Genomic DNA, 16173 nt, shown 5'->3' with positions numbered 1-16173 from the left:
CCCCGCACTCAGACGCCCAGATATGCGCGAACCCTTTAAGATTTTCCAGCCGCGCAACACGATGCAATCGTCCCGCATTGCGGCAGAACGACTTGTTCCATAGGCTGTTGCAGCATGGAGACATCGTTCGACCTGATCGGCCAGATGCCGCCGGCAAGCCCGGTTGTGCTGTCGGTGCCGCACGGCGGGCGCGACTATCCAATGGCGTTGCGTGCCAGTTCGCGCGTGCCGGTGACGGCGCTCGCCGGGCTGGAAGACCGCTACATCGATGCGGTCGCGCTCGCCGCGCGGGGGATCGAGACGACGATCGTGCAGCAGCTGGCGCGCGCCTGGATCGACCTCAATCGCGCCGAGCATGATCGCGATCCGCGGCTCGACGAAGGCGCGGCGGCGGGGCATCTGAGCGCGAAGGTGCGCAGCGGGCTGGGGCTGGTGCCGCGGCGTACTGCTGCAGCAGGTGACCTTTGGCGGCGGCGGCTGAGCAATGCCGAGGTCGAGGCGCGGATCGCGGCGACGCATCGGCCGTACCATGCCGCGCTCGAGGCGGCGCTGGCGGCGGCGCGGGCGCGGTTCGGCGTGGCGGTGCTGCTCGATCTCCATTCGATGCCGCCGATCGTCGGCAGCCGCGCGCGGATCGTGATCGGGGACCGCTTCGGCCGTGCCGCGGCGGGGCGATTCGTCCAGCGAATCGACGCCGAGGTTGCGGCGGCAGGGCTCGAACATGCGGTCAACGCGCCATATGCGGGCGGGCACATACTGGAGCGCCACGGCCGCCCTTCGGTGCAGATCCATGCGGTGCAGCTCGAGATCGACCGGTCGCTGTATCTCGACGCGGCGCTCGATCAGCCAGGGCCTGGGTTCGATCAGGTGGTGCAACTCGTCCGCGCGATCATCGATTCGCTTGCGGACGAAGCTTTGGCGCAGCCAATGCCGCTGGCCGCCGAATAAAAAAACCACCCCGGGCTTACGCCCGAGGTGGCCAAGGTTCAGGGAGGAGACACACCCGAGGGTGTGCCATACGGTTCCGCGAAAGGGGGGACACGAAACCGTACAGCAATAACTTAGGAAGGCGGCATTTGGTTTCAAGCCTTTTTGCGCTGCAGCGAAAAGGCCACCGAGGCTTAGCGGCGGAGTGCCGGCGCCATCCGCGCGAGCACATTATCGCGCAGGATTAGATGATGGCGCAGCGCCGCGGCGATGTGCAGCACGACCAGCGCCAGCATGCCCCAGCCGAGCAGTTCGTGCGCTTCATGGCCGAACTCACCGGCCTGGATCGATACCGGCAGATAGGGGATGTCGAACAGCCCGAACCAGTCGAGCGGTCGCCGCTTCGCGCTGCCCGATGCCATGACCCAGCCCGATAGCGGCATCGCCAGCAGGAGCGCGTAGAGCGACCAGTGCGTCGCATGGGCAAGGCCCTTTTCCCAGGCGCGCGTGCCGGCCGGCAGCGGGGGAGGGCGGTGCGCAAGCCGCCAGGCGACGCGTGCGAGCGTAAGGACGAGAACGGTGATCCCGATCGACTTGTGGCCGGGCATCCAGCCGCGCAACGGCGGCAGGAGCCCGATCGCAAGGTTCATCAGCACCAGGGCCGCGATGACCCAGTGGAACGCGATCGCGACCCCCGAATAGCGTGCATCCATCGGGGATCGTAGCATCGCGGTGTTCCTTCGATCAGACGACCAGGTTCGGCTGCGGCACCTTACCCATGCGCATCTGGCGCGCAAAGATATCGCGCATCAGCGACAAGGAGAAGAGATGCGCGTACAACAGCGGCAGCATGCCGCTCTTGGTCATCTTGCGCAGCTGATCCCCGCGCAGGTCCGCCAGCTTTTCCTCGTTGATCATCTGGAAGCCGCGATAAACGAACGGCTGCGCATTGCTTTCGTGCTGGATCGAGACTTCGCCATCCATCAGCAGATCGGATTCGCGCAATTCGTTCATGAACGCCGCGGTGCGGGCGCCGGCCTGCTCGAACTGTTCGTTGAACGACAGGATGTTCTTCGTGATCTCGCTCGGCTGGCCGTTCTCGAACAGCTTGTCGCCCTCGTCGAACCGGCCGATCGTGTCGGACGTGGGATCAAAGCAGAGCGACAGCTCCTGCGCGTCGGGGCGCAGGCGGGCAAGCAGATACGGATAACGGCGGACATAGGCGGGGACGTAGAAATTGTCCTCGGTCAGCTTGCCCTCGGCATCGACGAACACGTTGACGTTCTCGTTGAGCCCCATCAGCGCGATCGGGATCGAATCGTCGCCAGCGGAGAAGACGATCGGCATGTAGCGCTGGACGAGCGCGAATTCGTCGATCGTTACCGGCACGGCGTGCTGCGTGGCGAGGAACGGCGCAGCGGCGGCCGGGCGGACGCGGTAATCGGCGTGGAGCTCGCTCGAAAGCGGCTCTAGACCATTGTAGAACAGTGGAAGTGGCGGCTGCGGCGCGGTGGCCATCGAGTCTCTCCAGATACTATCGCGGGCGGCCCCCGCCACCCCAATCCGCGCGCCCTATTCGCCCCCCGCGCGCGGCGCAAGCGTGACTAGCTTCCCGGGATTGAGCAGCTCGTGCGGATCGAACGCGCGTTTGATCGCACGCAACGCCGCCATCCGCGCTGGGGAGGACAGCCGTTCGAGCTCGGCGAGCTTCATCTGGCCGATGCCGTGCTCAGCCGAAATCGAGCCACCGGCGGCGACGACCAGATCGTCGACGAAGCGCGTGACGCTTGGCGCTTCCTCGGCGAGCCAGCGGGCGCGATCGGCGCCGGCGGGCGCCCGGACGTGGAAATGGACGTTGCCGTCGCCGAGGTGGCCGAAGCCGCTGGCGCGGGTGCCGGGGAAGTGCGCGTCGCAGGCGGCTGCGGCCTCGATCATGAAGCGCGGCATCGCTTCGACCGGCACCGAAATGTCGTGCTGCGCCGCCGGGCCAGTCGCACGCTCCGCATCGGAGATCGAATCGCGGAGGCGCCAGAAGGCTTCGGCCTGCGCTTCGCTCGCGGCGATCGTTGCGTCGGCGGCGACGCCATCGGCAAGCGCGGGTTCGAGCACGCGTTCGATGAAGCTGGCGGGGGAGGGAGCATCTGCGTCGCTGGCCACCGCCTCGATCAGCACGTGCCAGGGATGCGTGCCGGCGAGCGGCGCGCGGGCGCCGGGAATGTACGCCAGCACCGCATCCAGCGATTCGGACGGCAACAGCTCGAAGCTTTCGACCGCGTCGCCTGCCGCCTCGAAGCGCCGTAGCAGCGCGAGCGCGGCGTCGGGAGAGGCAAGGCCGACCCAGGCCACCGCGCGCGCGGCGATGGCGGGGGCGAGCCGAAGCGTGGCGGCGGTGACGATGCCCAGCGTGCCCTCCGCGCCGACCAGTAATTGCGTGAGGTCGTAGCCGCGATTGTCCTTCTTCAGCGCGGCGAGCGCCTCGTGCAGGCTACCGTCGGGCAGCACCGCCTCGATCCCCGCGACGAGCCCGCGCATCGTACCCCAGCGCAGCACTTGTGTGCCGCCGGCGTTGGTCGAGACGAGCCCGCCGATCGTCGCCGAACCGCGACTGCCGAGCGTGAGCGGGAAGCGCCGGCCCACCTCGCCCGCGGCGTCGTGCAGGTCGGCCAGGATCACCCCGGCCTCGGCGATCGCGAGCCCCGACGCCGAATCGACCGAGCGGATGCGGTTCAGCCTACGCAGCGACAGGATCGCCGCGCGTCCGTCCGCCGGCGGAGTCGCGCCGCCGACCATCGAGGTGTTGCCACCCTGCGGCACCAGCGGAACGCCCGCGGTGGCCGCCGCAGCGACGATCGCCTGCACCTCATGTACCGATTCCGGTGCGAACAGGATCGGTGCGTGCCCGTGCCACCGCTGTCGCCAGTCGGTTTCCCAAGGCGCGATCGCGTCCCGGTCAGTGACGATCGCGCGTGCGGGCAGCACGGTATCAAGCGATTCGAGGAGGCGGGCCTGATCGGGGGTCATCGCCACATGATCGCCGCAATTCATCCGACGTTCAAACTTTTCGCGCCAACCCGCTAACCAATTGAATGCCCGACTTCACCCGCCTCGTGCTGCCGCTCGCCTTGGCTGCCCCGTTCGTCGTGTCGGCGCGCACGCCGGAGGACGGCGTGCGCTATGCGCAGATGACGTATCGCGAGCGGGTCGTGATTCGCATTCCGCGCTTGCCGCTCGCACCGCGTCGGCAGGCGCCGGCCATAACAAATTGGGACGAGCATAAGGCGCCCAAATGTGTCGCGGCGGCAAGCCTGGCGAGTGCAGCGATCACCGCATCGGGCGATGTCGACCTGATCGTCACCGATGGACGGCGATTGCGCGCGAAACTCGACGATGATTGTCCCACGCTGAACTTTTACACTGGCTTCTATCTGAAGCGCAGCGCTGACGGCATGGTGTGTGCGGGGCGCGATGCGCTGCGCTCGCGATCGGGTGCGCGCTGCGAGATCGATCGCTTCCGGACGCTTACGGCGCGGAAATAGCATCGCTGCGGCGGCAAACGACCCGTTTTTCTTGACAACTCAGGCGCAATCGCGTCTCGCGCGCAAGTTATCCGGATAGCTTCGGCTGGCCCGTTTCCTAAGGCCGCCCATATTTCAGGACCGCCATGAGCTTCGCCGACCTCGGCCTTTCAGACGAATTACTCCGCGCCGTCGGCGATACGGGATATACCGAGCCTACGTTGATCCAGGCAGCGGCGATTCCCAGCGTGCTGATGATGCGCGACATCATCGGCATTGCGCAGACCGGCACCGGCAAGACTGCCTCGTTCGTGCTGCCGATGATCGATATCCTGGCGCACGGCCGCGCGCGTGCGCTGATGCCGCGCAGCCTGATCCTCGAGCCGACGCGCGAACTCGCCGCGCAGGTCGCCGAGAATTTCGAGATCTACGGCAGATATCACAAGCTCTCGATGGCACTGCTGATCGGCGGCGTGCAGATGGGCGACCAGGTGAAGGCGCTTGAGCGCGGCGTCGACGTGCTGATCGCGACGCCGGGCCGGCTGATGGACCTGTTCGGACGCGGCAAGATCCTGCTGAACGGCTGCAGCCTGCTGGTGATCGACGAGGCGGATCGCATGCTCGACATGGGGTTCATCCCCGATATCGAGGAAATCTGCACCAAGCTGCCCAAGCAGCGCCAGACCTTGCTGTTCTCGGCGACGATGCCGCCGCCGATCAAGAAGCTGGCGGACAAGTTCCTGTCCAATCCCAAGACGATCGAGGTCGCCCGCGCGGCTTCGACCAACGTCAACATCACGCAATATCTCGTGCCGGTGAAGGGATCATCGGCCGATAAACGCGACCGTCTGCGTGAGTTGCTGCACGCCGAGGAAGTGACCAACGCGATCGTCTTCTGCAACCGCAAGACGACCGTGCGCGAGCTCAATACCTCGCTGAAAAAGTCCGGTTTCAAATCGGGTGAGATCCATGGCGACATGGAGCAATCGGCGCGCATTGCCGAGCTCGACCGGTTCAAGAAGGGCGAGATCACCATCCTCGTCGCTTCGGACGTCGCGGCGCGCGGGCTCGACATCAAGGGTGTCAGCCACGTCTTCAACTTCGACGCGCCGTGGCATCCCGACGATTACGTCCATCGCATCGGCCGCACCGGGCGCGCCGGGGCGACCGGCATCGCCTATACGATGGTGGGACCGGAAGATGCCGAGAATATCGCCAATATCGAGAAGCTGACCGGCCAGACGATCGCGCGGATCGCGGCGCCAGTCGCTGCGGCGCCTGCCGCTGCTGCGCCAGTAGAAGCTGAGGCCGAGGCGCCGCGTCGCGGCTCACGTCGGCGCGAGGCGGCTGCGGCTCCGGCGGCCGAGGTGCCGCAGCGCGAGGAGCGGGCGCCACGCCGTGAGGAGCGTGCACCGCGTACCGAAGACCGCGCGCCGCGCCATGAGGAACGCGCCCCGCGGCGTGAGGATCGGGCGCCACCGCGCGCCCGCGACGATCGCCGTCGCCGCGAGCAGTTCGATGACGGCCCCGGTGATGATGGCGGCTGGAACGGCCCCGTCCCCGCGTTCCTGAGCGTGCCGTTCGGCAGCTGACGATGGTGGCGTGGCGGTATCGGATCGCCGGCCACGCGATGCGATTGTATGCGCGAGCGCGGCGCCCGCGGACGTTCGGCGTGCGCGCTTTGCTAGTCGATCCTGCTGGGAGGATCGCGCTGGTGCGGCACCATTATGTCGGCGGATGGTATCTGCCGGGCGGCGGCGTCGACAAGCGCGAGAGCGCCGAGGCCGCGATCCGGCGCGAACTGATCGAGGAGGTCGGGCTGGCCGCGGTGGCGATCACGGGGGTGCTCGGCGTCTATCACAATCGCGCCGAGGCAAAGGACGATCACGTGATCGTGTTCACTGTAGGCGTCGCCGATCCCGAGCGGCTGACCGCGGCCGATCCGCGCGAGATTGCCGAGGCGGGGTGGTTCGCAGCGGATGCACTGCCGGAGGGGACGTCGCCTGCCACTCGGCGACGGATCACGGAGTTTCTGGCGGGCGAGCAGGGGCATGGCAATTGGTGAGCGATGCGCCGGCCTCGCCATGCGTCGGCGTGTGCCGGCTTGATGCGGCAGGGGCACTGTGCCTGGGGTGCTATCGCACGCTTGGGGAGATCGGGCGCTGGTCCGGCGCGGATGCGGCGGAGCGCGAAGCGATCGCCGCGGCGGCGAACCGGCGGCGGGAGCAACGGGCCGACTAAGGGGCGGCGCTACCAGAACGCGCGTCGGCGCCTCACCGTCTCCGTAGTATCGATCGCGTCGGGTTCCACTTCCCAGGTGTGGTTCTCCACGACCTGCGCGTCGACCGGGCGGCCGGCGGCGTCGCGGGAGGGGCGGAAGCGGAAGCGTTCACGGATCAGCCGACATGTGATCGCGTCGACGGTGGCGTTGCCGCTCGATCGCGTGACTTCGCACTCGGGTACGCGGCCGTCGCGCGCGACGAGGTAGCGCACACCAACGGTGCCGTTGAAGCCGGACACGAACAGCGCCTCGGGCAGATCCGAAGTGCTCATCCGGCCACGCACCGGGCGTGGCGGGGTTTCGGCGCCTCCGCGGCCGCTGCCATTGCCATCTCCGTCACCGCCGCTGCCAAACCCGTCGCCCACGCCGCCTGCGCCGGTCCCCGGCCCACGCACTGCGGCCGAGCCGGACGTCGCGTCGCTCGCGGTGTACGGCTTGGGTGCGGTGACGATCGGCGGGGGCGGGAGCGGCACGACGATAATCGGTTCGGGCGCGGCGACCGCCGTCGCGCGGCTGCGCAGGTTCGGCGCTGACGCGCGGCCCTCCGGGCGGGTCGCCGCTACTTGCGGCGCGGGGATCACGCGCGGGGGCGGTGGGGGTGGGGCCTCCTCGGCAGTGAACAGCTTCAGGCTTTCCTCGACCGCGCGCGGGAAATTCACCGCGAGGCCGGCGAGCAACGCATAACCGAGCACCAGCTGTACCACGATCGCCGCCGCCGCGGCGAACACGCGATCGCGGCTCCAACGTGGGGCAGTGAGGAAAGCATCAGCCATGGACCGCTCAACGCATGATCCGGCTGAACGGCTGCTGGCCAGCCATTCCCCTCCCGCTTGCGGGAGGCGAGATCCCCCGCCTACTCGGCTTTCTCTGCGATCAGCGCGTCGTCGATCTCACGCGCGCGTACCGCTGCCGGGCGGCCCATGATCTTGGCGAGATAGGCATCGAACTCGTCGCACTTGGGCAGCCCGCCGAACTGAAGCCCCCAGCCGATATGGCTGCCGACATAGACATCCGCCGCCGTGAACCGATCCCCGGCGATAAAATCGTTCGCGGTTACCGCGTGCTTCAGCGTCGCCACCAGCCGCTCGGGATCGCCATAGCCGACCATCCCCTTCTGCTCCTCGCTCACCGTGACGCCGAGCGCGCGATCGGTGGTCGCCGCCTCGATCGGGCCGGCGGCGAAGAACATCCAGCGATAGTAATCCGCCCGCTCCGCCGCCGTCGGTGCGAGACCCGCATCGGGGAAAGTATCCGCCAGATAGGCGACGATCGCGGCACATTCGGTGACGACGCGGCCCTGGTGGACGATCGTCGGCACCTTGCCCATCGGATTGACCGCGAGGAACTCGTCCGACTTCGCGCCCCAATCGACCAGCCGCACGTCGTACGGCTCGCCCACCTCCTCGAGCATCCAGCGCGCGATGCGCCCGCGTGACATCGGATTGGTGTAGAAGATCAGGTCGCTCACGGTATCTCTCCCGACTGATTCGTCTGGAACAGAATAGGAACGATCGAGCGTCAGGCGTCAAGCCGCTTGTGCAGGAACGCCGTCGTCCGGCCCCAGGCGAGATCGGCCGCGGCCTTGTCGTAGCGCACGCCAGCGGTGTCGTTGTTGAACGCGTGATCGACGCCGGGATAAATGAACGCCTCGACCGGCTTGCCGGCCGCCTTGAGCGCCGCAACCCATGGCTCGGCGGTCTGCGCGACGCGCGTGTCCTTCCCGGCCAGTTGCAGCACCAGCGGCACGGTAACCTTCGTCGCCTCGGCCGGAGCTGGCGCGGGGCCATAATAGGACACCCCGGCATCGACTCCGCCCGCGACCGCCATGCGGTTCACGAACGCGCCGCCCCAGCAGAAGCCGATGATCCCGACCTTGCCGCTCGACCGCGGCAGCCGCCGCGCCTTGTCCGCGAATGATCGGGCCTGGGCGAGCGCGAGATCGTAATCGACGGTGCCGATCAGCGTGCGCGCGGCGTCTTCATCGGCGGGCGTGCCGCCCTGCGGCGCGAGCAGATCGGGGGCGATGGCGATGAAGCCTTCGAGCGCCATGCGGCGAGCGACGTCCTGGATATGCGGGGTAAGCCCGCGGTTCTCATGGACCACGAGCACGACGCCGCGCTTCGACTTGCCGCCCTTGAGCGAGGCGAAATAGGCGCGGGCGGGCTTCCCCGCCTCGGTGCCGGTGCGCATGCCTGCGTCAAGGCGCTTGTCGGCCGGATCGATGATCGCGGCGGCGGCGGGCGAGGCCGCGATCCCGGCGATCAGCGTCTCCGCTGCCACCACCGATCCGGCGAGCGCGGTCATCTGGCGCAGCAGCGTGCGCCGGTCGCGATGCTCATGGGTGAAGGCATCGTACAGCTGGACGGCGCGGTCGCGCAGCGAAGGATCGGTCATGGGTCACTCTCCCGAATCTGCCTCGGCGGGCAGGCATGCACGCTAGCGGGTGAACGGCGGGGGCGGAAGCGCGCTCGCCGGCGACGCGTCGGCTACAATCAATGCGGCACGACGCCCAGTTCGACGCCCGTCTTGTCGTGCAGCGCGAAACGATCGACGATGTCGGCGCTCGCGCGATTGTAGCCGATCACCGCCACGGTCGATCCATCGCGGCGCAGCCGGGCGACGATCTTGTCGAGCGCCCCGACGCCGGAAATGTCCCAGAAATGCGCCGCCGACACGTCGATCGTGACCGTGCGACCGTGCTCCGGCGCGAACGCCCGTGTGAAGCGGTCAACCGAAGCAAAGAAGATCTCGCCAGTGACACTGTACAAGACCTTCCCGTCGGCGTCGTCGGCACTCCGCTCCACCTGGAACATCCGGCGCACCTTGCCGGCAAAGAAGATGCCCGACAGCAGCACGCCGGCGAGCACGCCCTGCGCAAGGTCGTGCGTGACCACCACGACCGCGACGGTTGCGAGCATGACGAACGATGACGTCGGGGGGTGGCGGCGCAGATTGGGAATCGAGTTCCAGCTGAACGTGCCAATCGAAACCATCACCATCACCGCGACCAGCGCGGGCATCGGGATGCGGCCAACGACCGGGCCGAGGAACACGAGCAGGAAGAGCAGGAACGCGCCCGCGACGAACGTCGATAGCCGCTTGCGACCACCCGACGTGACGTTGATCACCGACTGGCCGATCATTGCGCAGCCGCCCATGCCGCCGACGAGCGCCGCCGCCATATTGGCGCCGCCTTGGCCGAGGCACTCGCGCCGCTTGTTACTATCGGTATCGGTCATGTCGTCGACGATCTGCGCCGTCAGCAGCGATTCTAGCAGCCCGACCGCGGCCATCGTCAGCGAATACGGCAGGATGATGCGCAGCGTATCGAGCGAGAGCGGCAAATCGGGCAGCGCGAAGCTCGGCAGGCCGTCGGGCAACTCGCCCATGTCGCCTACCGTGCGGATCGGCAGGCCAAGCGCGATGCTGACGATCGCGAGGAGGACGATCGCGACCAGCGGCGACGGCACCGCCTTGGTCAGTCGCGGTAGCAGGTAGATGATCGCGAGGCCCGCCGCGACCATCGCGTAAGTATGCCAGGTGACCCCGATGAGTTGCGGGAGCTGCGCCATGAAGATTAGGATTGCCAAGGCGTTGACGAAGCCGGTGATCACCGATCGTGAGACGAACTGCATCAGCAGATCGAGTCGGACGAAGCCGGCGGCGATCTGGATGATGCCCATCAGAATGGTCGCCGCGAACAGATATTGGACGCCATGGTCCCGCACGAGCGGGGTCACGACGACCGCTACGGCCGCAGTCGCGGCGGAAATCATCGCCGGTCGACCGCCCAGCAGCGAGATCACGATCGCGATTGCGACCGAGGCGTAAAGCCCGACGCGTGGATCGACGCCCGAGATGATCGAAAAGCCGATCGCCTCGGGAATCAGCGCGAGCGAAACAACAATCCCGGCGAGAACATCGCGCCGCGCCTCCGCGGCGTCGGCGAACCACTCGGTTCGGAAACGGTTTAGGATATTGGTCATTGATCTGCCGTGAACACACCACATGCCGCCCCCGCGAACGGGTTTCATCATTGATGACATGTGGAGGTTGCCCGGCGGATCGGCGGCCGGGATAGCCACCCGGAATTGCACCGGGTCCTTGTGGATGCCGCGCCTACTGGCCGCGGTTGCGCCGAATTGCAAGTCAGCCGAGGCGAAGGCGCATTGCCGCGCCGGTAGCCAAATGAACCTACAACGCCAGCGTCATGAAGCGATTGTGCGGGCTTTCGGGATAGCCGCCGAACGCCGGACCATCGACGAAGCCGACCGCCTCGTACATCCGGTTCGCCGCGTCGAACATCAGCGCCGTTCCCGTTTCCAGGCTGACGCGCGAATAGCCGCGGGTGCGGGCGAGCGCGATGAGGTGCGCAAGCAGCGCGCGGGCGACGCCGCGACGCACATGCTCAGGGGCAGTGCGCATCGATTTGATTTCGCCGTGGTTTAGCGACAGCTGGCGCAGCGCGGCGACGCCGAGCAGCGCCTCGCCTTCCCATGCTGCCCAGAAGCTGATGTCGGGATGGCGAAGCGCCTCGGTGCCCATCGCATGTGCATTGTCCTGCGGCGTCGATCCGCGCGCCTCCGCGAGATGGTGCGCGATCAGGGCGATCACGCGGGGATCGTCCAGTCCACCTTCGCGCAACTCCATCAAAGCTCTCCGATCATCCCGGTCAGTACTTCGAGGCACGACACGCCGAGCTTTGCCGAGCGCTCGGGCGACCAGCCGTGGATCGGATCGGGGTTCGCGTCGTGATCCTTGAACGGCATTTCCAGCGTCACGCTGACCGCGCCGAACCGTTCGGCAAGCTGGTTGGTCGACATCGAGAGGTTCGCGCGGCCCGGCGCAGTGGTGCCATAGCCGAGCTTGGTCTGGAAATTGGGCGTATGCGCCTCCAGCCGGCGGCCGAATTCGGTGAACGCGGCGCTCTGCTCGGGGCGGAGCGAGGGGATGCCTTCGAAGCCGGCGATGAAGTTCGCTGCGATCGCCTCGTCGCCGTGAACGTCGAGCGCAAAGTCGACGCCGCTTTCATCCATCGCGGCGAGCACGTGAAGCACTTCGGGGCTGCGGTCCAACGCGGGCGCGTGCCACTCGCGGTTGAGGTTCACGCCGGCAGCGTTCGTGCGCAGGTGCCCGCGGCGCGTGCCGTCCGGGTTCATGTTGGGCACGACATGCACCGTCGCCGCCTCGAGCAATGGCGCCGCGGCGGGGCTCGTTAGCCAGTCGAGCGCGCCGTCCATCCAATATTCGGCCATCGATTCACCGGGGTGTTGGCGTGCGTAGAGCCACACCTGCTTCGGGCCCGAGCCGATGCGGAAATAGTCGATCGGCTGGCCATCGAGCGTGGTACCGAGTTCGCGATGCGTCACCCCCGGCCGCGCTGCGATGCGCGCGATTAGGTCGGCGTGCTGCTCCATCGTATAGGGTGCGAAATAGGCGAACCATGCAATCGGGGCTTCGGCCGACCAGTCGAATTCGAGCACGCCATCGGCGTAGCGCGTGTCGATCATCCGCCACGACCGCCGGTCGGTCGAGGCGCGGGTGCGATAGCCGGGCCAGCCGAACGGATACGCCGAGCCGCCAGAGTTGACGATCCGAAAGGTCAATTGCCGGCCGGCAGCGCCGGCGACGCGGAAGTAGAACCATTGGAAGAAGTCGGACTGGTGGTCCTTGACGATCTCCAGGTCGATGCGGTCGCCGTCGATCGCGAGTAGGCGGATGTTGCCGCTGTCGAAGGCGGCGTTGATGCTGAGGTTCATGGCACCTCGATAGTGCGCCCGCTCTCGCCGGGGAAGCCGGCGAACAAGGCACGCGCGAGCCGCTCCGCGATCGCCGCCGCATCGGCGTCGGGCGCGCCGGCGTCGGTCAGCGATTGCGCCTGGCCTTCCCACACCGCGTCCGGCCCCTGGCGGATCCGCACCGACAGTTCGGTGACGATCCCTTCACGACCGCCCGAGCCGCCGACCGGGAAGCTCACCCCGCCGCCCAGCCCGACGCCGCCACCACGCCCGCCGCTGATTCCACCGCCACCGATGCCGATCGAGACAGGCGAGCGGCGCGGCGGCAGCGGCCGCGGCGCGCGTGTAAACGCGACGGTGGCGAGGAACTGCGGCGTCGCGCCAGGGGCGGGATTGGCATAGCCGAGCCGCAACAATTCGCTTTGCACCGCAGCGGCATAGGTCTTGTACTCGATGCTCGCAGGCCCGGCGCCGGGCAGCGGCTCGACCGCGATCGTGCCGCGATTGGTCATCGCGTTGAAGTGAAAGCGCGTCGTCTGCACCGGGAAGCGCGTCGGGCCAGTTGCGCAGCCGGCCAGTGCCGCTGCCATGCCGATGACCATCATTACGCTGCGCATACCCGTTCTCCCCTTACCATTGCGCCGTTACAACGCACCGCTTCGTCGCCGGCTCCGGCTTGACTTGCAAGGGGGCTACCCCTAGGCGCGCACGCTTTCCGATCACGCATAATTGAAGAAGCGAATCCGCCATGAAGATCCGCAATAGCCTCAAGTCGCTCAAGGGCCGTCACCGCGACAATCGCGTCATCCGTCGTCGCGGGCGCACCTATGTCATCAACAAGACGAACCGTCGTTTCAAGGCCCGCCAGGGCTGATCTTGAAGCGGCCGATTGCCGTTGTCTTCGACATCGGCAACGTCCTGTATGATTGGGATCCACGGATCCTCTACCGGCGCCTCATCGACGACGATGAGGCCCTTGACGTATTCCTGCGCGACATTTGTTCGCGCGAATGGCATTTCCAGCACGATGCCGGTCGGCCGTTCGCAGAAACGTCGGCGGAGTTGTCGGCGCGCTTTCCCAAGCATGCCCACCTGATTGCTGCTTGGGGCCCGCGCTTTTCGGAGCAGATCCCAGGTCCAGTGGCGGGGATGCCCGAGCTGGTGGCTGAGCTCGACGAAGCGGGTGTGGCGTTGTTCGCGATCACGAATTTTAGTGACGAGTTCTTCGCGCCGTTCCGCGCGCAGGAAGCCGCACTGTTCGATCGCTTTCGCGACATCGTCGTGTCGGGCGCCGAGCGGCTGGTGAAGCCGCATGCGCCAATCTACCGGCTGGCGCTGGAGCGGTTCGGACTGGCGCCGGAACAGGCGCTGTTCGTCGACGACCGTCAGGACAATGTCGACGGCGCGGCGGCGATTGGGATGCACGCGGTGACGTTCAGTGACGCCGCAACGTTGCGCGCGGATCTGGCGCGGTTCGGGGTGCTTGCTTAATACGGGGCGATTGTGTACACGGCGTACACGAGGAGCGTCGTCATGGAAATGTCCGTACGTGAAGCCCGCGCGCAATTCGCTCACGCTTTGGCGGCGGCCGAGCGCGGCGAACGGGTGACGATCACCAAGAACGGCAAGCCGGTTGCTGAAATCGGCCCGCCTGCCGCAGCGGTAAACGCATTCTCCTGGGATCGCCTCGAAAGCTGGCGGCGCACCAATGGACTCGACAAGCTTCCGATCGATCCAGCGAGTGACGCGCAGTGGCTAAGCGACTTCGATGCGCTGGGTGCCACCGACGGCATGATGGATCCGATCATCGATCCCGAAGATCAATGAAGCTGTTGCTCGACACGCATGTTGTCGTCTGGTTGATTTCGGAGCCCGCCCGCCTGAATGCCACCGAACGGGCGGCCATCGGAGCGGCCGACAGCGAGTTGATCGTGTCGGCAGTGTCGGTGTGGGAAGTACGCGCGAAGTGGTTGGCCGCGCGACGCTCGAATCGGGTTTGGCACGTGTCGCCGCGATCTGTGATCGACTTCGCTTTAGCAAACGGCGTCGCGCTGGTTTCGCTGCCGCCGGAAGCTTGTGCCGCCGAGCCGTTATCGGACCTGGCGCATGGCGATCCGTTCGATGAGATGCTGCTTGTGCATGCCGGCAATGTCGGTGCGCGTTTGCTAACTCGGGATGGCAAGCTTGCAGCGCACCCGCTCGCCTATCACCCGTAACCCTTAAGCTCGTCCCCGACGATCCGCACGACGTGGATCACGTTGGTCGAGCCGGGCGTGCGGAACGGGACGCCGGCCATGATGACGACGCTGTCGCCAGCCCCGGCGATCTTGTGGCGCAGCGCCATGCGTTTGGCCTTGGCAACCATGTCCTCGAAGGAATCGACGTCGCGCGTGTGCACCGCGTGCGTGCCCCACAGGAGCCCGAGCCGGCGCGCGGTTTCATGCCGCGGCGTCAGGACGAGCAGCGGCACCGACGGGCGCTCGCGCGCGATGCGCCGGGCAGTCGAGCCGGACGTGGTGAAGCAAATGATCGCCTTGGCCGATACCGTGGCAGCGATGTTCTTCGCCGCTTCGGCCAGCGCGTCGGCGGTGGTGGGATCGGGCCGCGTTACGGTGAAGCGGATGCGATCGCCATGCATCGGATCGCGCTCGACCGCTTCGCCGATGGCGTTCATCATCGTCACCGACTCGACCGGCCAGGCGCCCGCCGCGCTTTCTGCCGAGAGCATGATCGCATCCGCCCCGTCGTAGATCGCGGTCGCGACGTCTGAAACCTCGGCGCGCGTCGGCGAGGGCGACGTGATCATCGACTCAAGCATCTGCGTCGCCACGATCACCGGGCGGCCGAGCCGGCGCGAGGTTTCGACAATTCGCTTCTGCAGCGGCGGCACGGATTCGGGCGGCAATTCGACGCCGAGGTCGCCACGCGCGACCATCACGCCGTCGCACGCCTCGACGATCTCTTCCAGCCTCTCAATTGCGGCGGGCTTCTCGATCTTGGCGAGCAGCGCTGCCTTGCCACCGATCAGCTTGCGCGCCTCGGCCAGATCCTCGGGGCGCTGGACGAATGACAGCGCGATCCAATCGACGCCCTGGTCGATCGCGAACGCAAGATCCGAGCGGTCCTTTTCGGTCAGCGCCGCCATCGGCACGACGACGTCGGGGACGTTGAGGCCCTTGTTGTTGCTGAGCGCCCCGCCGACCTCGACGCGCGTCACGATCCGATCAGCGGCGTGGCTCGTCACGCGCAGCACCAGCTTGCCGTCGTCGAGCAGCAGTCGCGCACCGGGCTCTATCGCTTCGAAGATCTCGCGGTGCGGCAGTTCGACGCGCGTGGCATCGCCCGGCGTCGGATCGCGATCGAGCACGAAGGTCGCGCCAAGTTCCAGCATGACCCGGCCCTCGGCGAACTGGCCGACGCGCAACTTGGGGCCCTGCAGATCGGCGAGGATTGTGCTGGGGCGGCCGAACTTCTTCTCAAGGCTGCGGATCGCCTGGATCACCGCCACCTTGGACGCCTGATCGCCGTGGCTCATGTTGACGCGAAACGCATCCGCGCCGGCCTCGTACAGCGTCGCAATCATCTCGGCAGTATTGCTCGCCGGGCCTAGCGTCGCGAGCACGCGAACCTTCCGGCTGCGGGGGCTGATCGCTCTGGTCATCGAAATCGTTCCTCGGCTTTGCCGCGGCTGCCCCTAACGCCTATCTCGTGG

General features: G+C 67.0%; 20 protein-coding genes and 1 other annotated feature. Of the genes, 9 read left to right on the top strand and 11 right to left on the bottom strand.

Annotation, left to right across the window (positions count from 1 at the left end; genetic code table 11):
• Positions 1-114: 114 nt before the first annotated feature.
• Complete coding sequence (locus LLW23_RS04485) at positions 115-948, top strand: N-formylglutamate amidohydrolase (RefSeq protein ID WP_228947580.1); 834 nt, start codon at positions 115-117, stop codon at positions 946-948.
• 173 nt (positions 949-1121) lie between these two features.
• Here LLW23_RS04485 and LLW23_RS04480 read toward each other — a convergent pair whose 3' ends face one another.
• Genes LLW23_RS04480 through LLW23_RS04470 form a run of 3 tightly spaced genes read right to left on the bottom strand, consistent with a single transcriptional unit; the run spans position 1122 to position 3948 of the window.
• Positions 1122-1655, bottom strand: a complete 534-nt coding sequence (locus tag LLW23_RS04480) for a cytochrome b (protein ID WP_228947579.1) — start codon at positions 1653-1655, stop codon at positions 1122-1124.
• 16 nt (positions 1656-1671) lie between these two features.
• Entirely contained in the window at positions 1672-2445 is a 774-nt protein-coding gene (locus LLW23_RS04475) for a SapC family protein (protein WP_228947578.1), read from the bottom strand.
• 54 nt (positions 2446-2499) lie between these two features.
• Entirely contained in the window at positions 2500-3948 is a 1449-nt protein-coding gene (locus LLW23_RS04470; RefSeq protein WP_228947577.1) for an FAD-binding oxidoreductase, read from the bottom strand.
• A 65-nt stretch (positions 3949-4013) separates the two neighbouring features.
• Here LLW23_RS04470 and LLW23_RS04465 point away from each other — a divergent pair, with 65 nt between their 5' ends.
• From LLW23_RS04465 to LLW23_RS04450, 4 genes are all read left to right on the top strand, one after another.
• On the top strand, positions 4014-4463 hold the full coding sequence (locus tag LLW23_RS04465; RefSeq protein WP_228947576.1) for a hypothetical protein: 450 nt from the start codon (positions 4014-4016) through the stop codon (positions 4461-4463).
• A 125-nt stretch (positions 4464-4588) separates the two neighbouring features.
• A complete protein-coding gene (locus LLW23_RS04460) occupies positions 4589-6034 on the top strand; it encodes a DEAD/DEAH box helicase (protein WP_228947575.1) in 1446 nt (481 codons plus the stop codon).
• A gap of 2 nt (positions 6035-6036) precedes the next feature.
• A complete protein-coding gene (locus tag LLW23_RS04455) occupies positions 6037-6507 on the top strand; it encodes an NUDIX domain-containing protein (protein ID WP_228947574.1) in 471 nt (156 codons plus the stop codon).
• The gene (locus LLW23_RS04450) at positions 6504-6683 is read left to right on the top strand and encodes a DUF1289 domain-containing protein (RefSeq protein ID WP_228947573.1); all 180 of its coding nucleotides are present in this window, start codon (positions 6504-6506) and stop codon (positions 6681-6683) included. The genes LLW23_RS04455 and LLW23_RS04450 overlap by 4 nt, the downstream gene beginning before the upstream one ends.
• Positions 6684-6692: 9 nt before the next feature.
• Here the strand turns inward: LLW23_RS04450 and LLW23_RS04445 are convergent, their stop codons facing one another.
• The 7 genes from LLW23_RS04445 to LLW23_RS04415 form a co-directional block, all read right to left on the bottom strand.
• The gene (locus tag LLW23_RS04445; protein ID WP_228947572.1) at positions 6693-7496 is read right to left on the bottom strand and encodes an energy transducer TonB; all 804 of its coding nucleotides are present in this window, start codon (positions 7494-7496) and stop codon (positions 6693-6695) included.
• Between the two features lie 80 nt (positions 7497-7576).
• Positions 7577-8161, bottom strand: a complete 585-nt coding sequence (locus tag LLW23_RS04440; protein ID WP_408642034.1) for a glutathione S-transferase family protein — start codon at positions 8159-8161, stop codon at positions 7577-7579.
• A gap of 80 nt (positions 8162-8241) precedes the next feature.
• A complete protein-coding gene (locus tag LLW23_RS04435) occupies positions 8242-9117 on the bottom strand; it encodes a dienelactone hydrolase family protein (RefSeq protein WP_228947570.1) in 876 nt (291 codons plus the stop codon).
• A 98-nt stretch (positions 9118-9215) separates the two neighbouring features.
• Complete coding sequence (locus tag LLW23_RS04430) at positions 9216-10709, bottom strand: SulP family inorganic anion transporter (RefSeq protein ID WP_228947569.1); 1494 nt, start codon at positions 10707-10709, stop codon at positions 9216-9218.
• A gap of 65 nt (positions 10710-10774) precedes the next feature.
• Positions 10775-10830, bottom strand: a sequence feature (sul1 is cis-regulatory element that is thought to sense ions involved in sulfur or methionine metabolism; They are found in Alphaproteobacteria).
• 87 nt (positions 10831-10917) lie between these two features.
• Positions 10918-11373 carry a GNAT family N-acetyltransferase gene (locus LLW23_RS04425; RefSeq protein ID WP_228947568.1) on the bottom strand — a complete coding sequence of 152 codons (456 nt, stop codon included), beginning with the start codon at positions 11371-11373 and terminating at the stop codon, positions 10918-10920.
• A complete protein-coding gene (locus LLW23_RS04420) occupies positions 11373-12482 on the bottom strand; it encodes a M14 family metallopeptidase (protein ID WP_228947567.1) in 1110 nt (369 codons plus the stop codon). Before LLW23_RS04420 ends, LLW23_RS04425 begins: the two co-directional genes overlap by 1 nt.
• Positions 12479-13078 carry a hypothetical protein gene (locus tag LLW23_RS04415; RefSeq protein WP_228947566.1) on the bottom strand — a complete coding sequence of 200 codons (600 nt, stop codon included), beginning with the start codon at positions 13076-13078 and terminating at the stop codon, positions 12479-12481. Before LLW23_RS04415 ends, LLW23_RS04420 begins: the two co-directional genes overlap by 4 nt.
• A 131-nt stretch (positions 13079-13209) precedes the next feature.
• Between LLW23_RS04415 and ykgO the strand changes: the two genes are divergently transcribed.
• Genes ykgO through LLW23_RS04395 form a run of 4 tightly spaced genes read left to right on the top strand, consistent with a single transcriptional unit; the run spans position 13210 to position 14677 of the window.
• Complete coding sequence (gene ykgO, locus LLW23_RS04410; protein WP_004210176.1) at positions 13210-13335, top strand: type B 50S ribosomal protein L36; 126 nt, start codon at positions 13210-13212, stop codon at positions 13333-13335.
• A 2-nt stretch (positions 13336-13337) separates the two neighbouring features.
• Positions 13338-13952 (top strand): HAD family hydrolase, encoded by a 615-nt coding sequence (locus LLW23_RS04405; RefSeq protein WP_228947565.1) that lies wholly within the window; start codon positions 13338-13340, stop codon positions 13950-13952.
• A 42-nt stretch (positions 13953-13994) separates the two neighbouring features.
• On the top strand, positions 13995-14288 hold the full coding sequence (locus LLW23_RS04400; protein WP_228947564.1) for a type II toxin-antitoxin system Phd/YefM family antitoxin: 294 nt from the start codon (positions 13995-13997) through the stop codon (positions 14286-14288).
• Entirely contained in the window at positions 14285-14677 is a 393-nt protein-coding gene (locus LLW23_RS04395) for a type II toxin-antitoxin system VapC family toxin (RefSeq protein WP_228947563.1), read from the top strand. Before LLW23_RS04400 ends, LLW23_RS04395 begins: the two co-directional genes overlap by 4 nt.
• On the opposite strand, the gene pyk is transcribed toward LLW23_RS04395, so the two are convergent.
• Entirely contained in the window at positions 14668-16122 is a 1455-nt protein-coding gene (gene pyk / locus LLW23_RS04390) for a pyruvate kinase (protein WP_228947562.1), read from the bottom strand. The genes LLW23_RS04395 and pyk overlap by 10 nt on opposite strands.
• Positions 16123-16173 lie beyond the last annotated feature (51 nt).

Origin of the sequence: Sphingomonas radiodurans, assembly GCF_020866845.1 — a bacterium.
Classification (GTDB): Bacteria; Pseudomonadota; Alphaproteobacteria; order Sphingomonadales; family Sphingomonadaceae; genus Sphingomonas; species Sphingomonas radiodurans.
This window is presented reverse-complemented; position numbering and strand designations above follow the sequence as displayed.

What these genes read in the sequence shown, in the direction of transcription:
- LLW23_RS04455 (WP_228947574.1), top strand. Translation starts at nt 6,037, where the DNA reads ATGGTGGCGTGGCGGTATCGGATCGCCGGCCACGCGATGCGATTGTAT.
- LLW23_RS04400 (WP_228947564.1), top strand. Translation starts at nt 13,995, where the DNA reads ATGGAAATGTCCGTACGTGAAGCCCGCGCGCAATTCGCTCACGCTTTG.
- LLW23_RS04475 (WP_228947578.1), bottom strand. Translation starts at nt 2,445, where the DNA reads ATGGCCACCGCGCCGCAGCCGCCACTTCCACTGTTCTACAATGGTCTA.
- LLW23_RS04465 (WP_228947576.1), top strand. Translation starts at nt 4,014, where the DNA reads ATGCCCGACTTCACCCGCCTCGTGCTGCCGCTCGCCTTGGCTGCCCCG.
- LLW23_RS04395 (WP_228947563.1), top strand. Translation starts at nt 14,285, where the DNA reads ATGAAGCTGTTGCTCGACACGCATGTTGTCGTCTGGTTGATTTCGGAG.
- ykgO (WP_004210176.1), top strand. Translation starts at nt 13,210, where the DNA reads ATGAAGATCCGCAATAGCCTCAAGTCGCTCAAGGGCCGTCACCGCGAC.
- LLW23_RS04435 (WP_228947570.1), bottom strand. Translation starts at nt 9,117, where the DNA reads ATGACCGATCCTTCGCTGCGCGACCGCGCCGTCCAGCTGTACGATGCC.
- LLW23_RS04440 (WP_408642034.1), bottom strand. Translation starts at nt 8,161, where the DNA reads ATGTCACGCGGGCGCATCGCGCGCTGGATGCTCGAGGAGGTGGGCGAG.
- LLW23_RS04485 (WP_228947580.1), top strand. Translation starts at nt 115, where the DNA reads ATGGAGACATCGTTCGACCTGATCGGCCAGATGCCGCCGGCAAGCCCG.
- pyk (WP_228947562.1), bottom strand. Translation starts at nt 16,122, where the DNA reads ATGACCAGAGCGATCAGCCCCCGCAGCCGGAAGGTTCGCGTGCTCGCG.
- LLW23_RS04480 (WP_228947579.1), bottom strand. Translation starts at nt 1,655, where the DNA reads ATGCTACGATCCCCGATGGATGCACGCTATTCGGGGGTCGCGATCGCG.
- LLW23_RS04430 (WP_228947569.1), bottom strand. Translation starts at nt 10,709, where the DNA reads ATGACCAATATCCTAAACCGTTTCCGAACCGAGTGGTTCGCCGACGCC.
- LLW23_RS04420 (WP_228947567.1), bottom strand. Translation starts at nt 12,482, where the DNA reads ATGAACCTCAGCATCAACGCCGCCTTCGACAGCGGCAACATCCGCCTA.
- LLW23_RS04460 (WP_228947575.1), top strand. Translation starts at nt 4,589, where the DNA reads ATGAGCTTCGCCGACCTCGGCCTTTCAGACGAATTACTCCGCGCCGTC.
- LLW23_RS04470 (WP_228947577.1), bottom strand. Translation starts at nt 3,948, where the DNA reads ATGACCCCCGATCAGGCCCGCCTCCTCGAATCGCTTGATACCGTGCTG.
- LLW23_RS04425 (WP_228947568.1), bottom strand. Translation starts at nt 11,373, where the DNA reads ATGGAGTTGCGCGAAGGTGGACTGGACGATCCCCGCGTGATCGCCCTG.
- LLW23_RS04445 (WP_228947572.1), bottom strand. Translation starts at nt 7,496, where the DNA reads ATGGCTGATGCTTTCCTCACTGCCCCACGTTGGAGCCGCGATCGCGTG.
- LLW23_RS04415 (WP_228947566.1), bottom strand. Translation starts at nt 13,078, where the DNA reads ATGCGCAGCGTAATGATGGTCATCGGCATGGCAGCGGCACTGGCCGGC.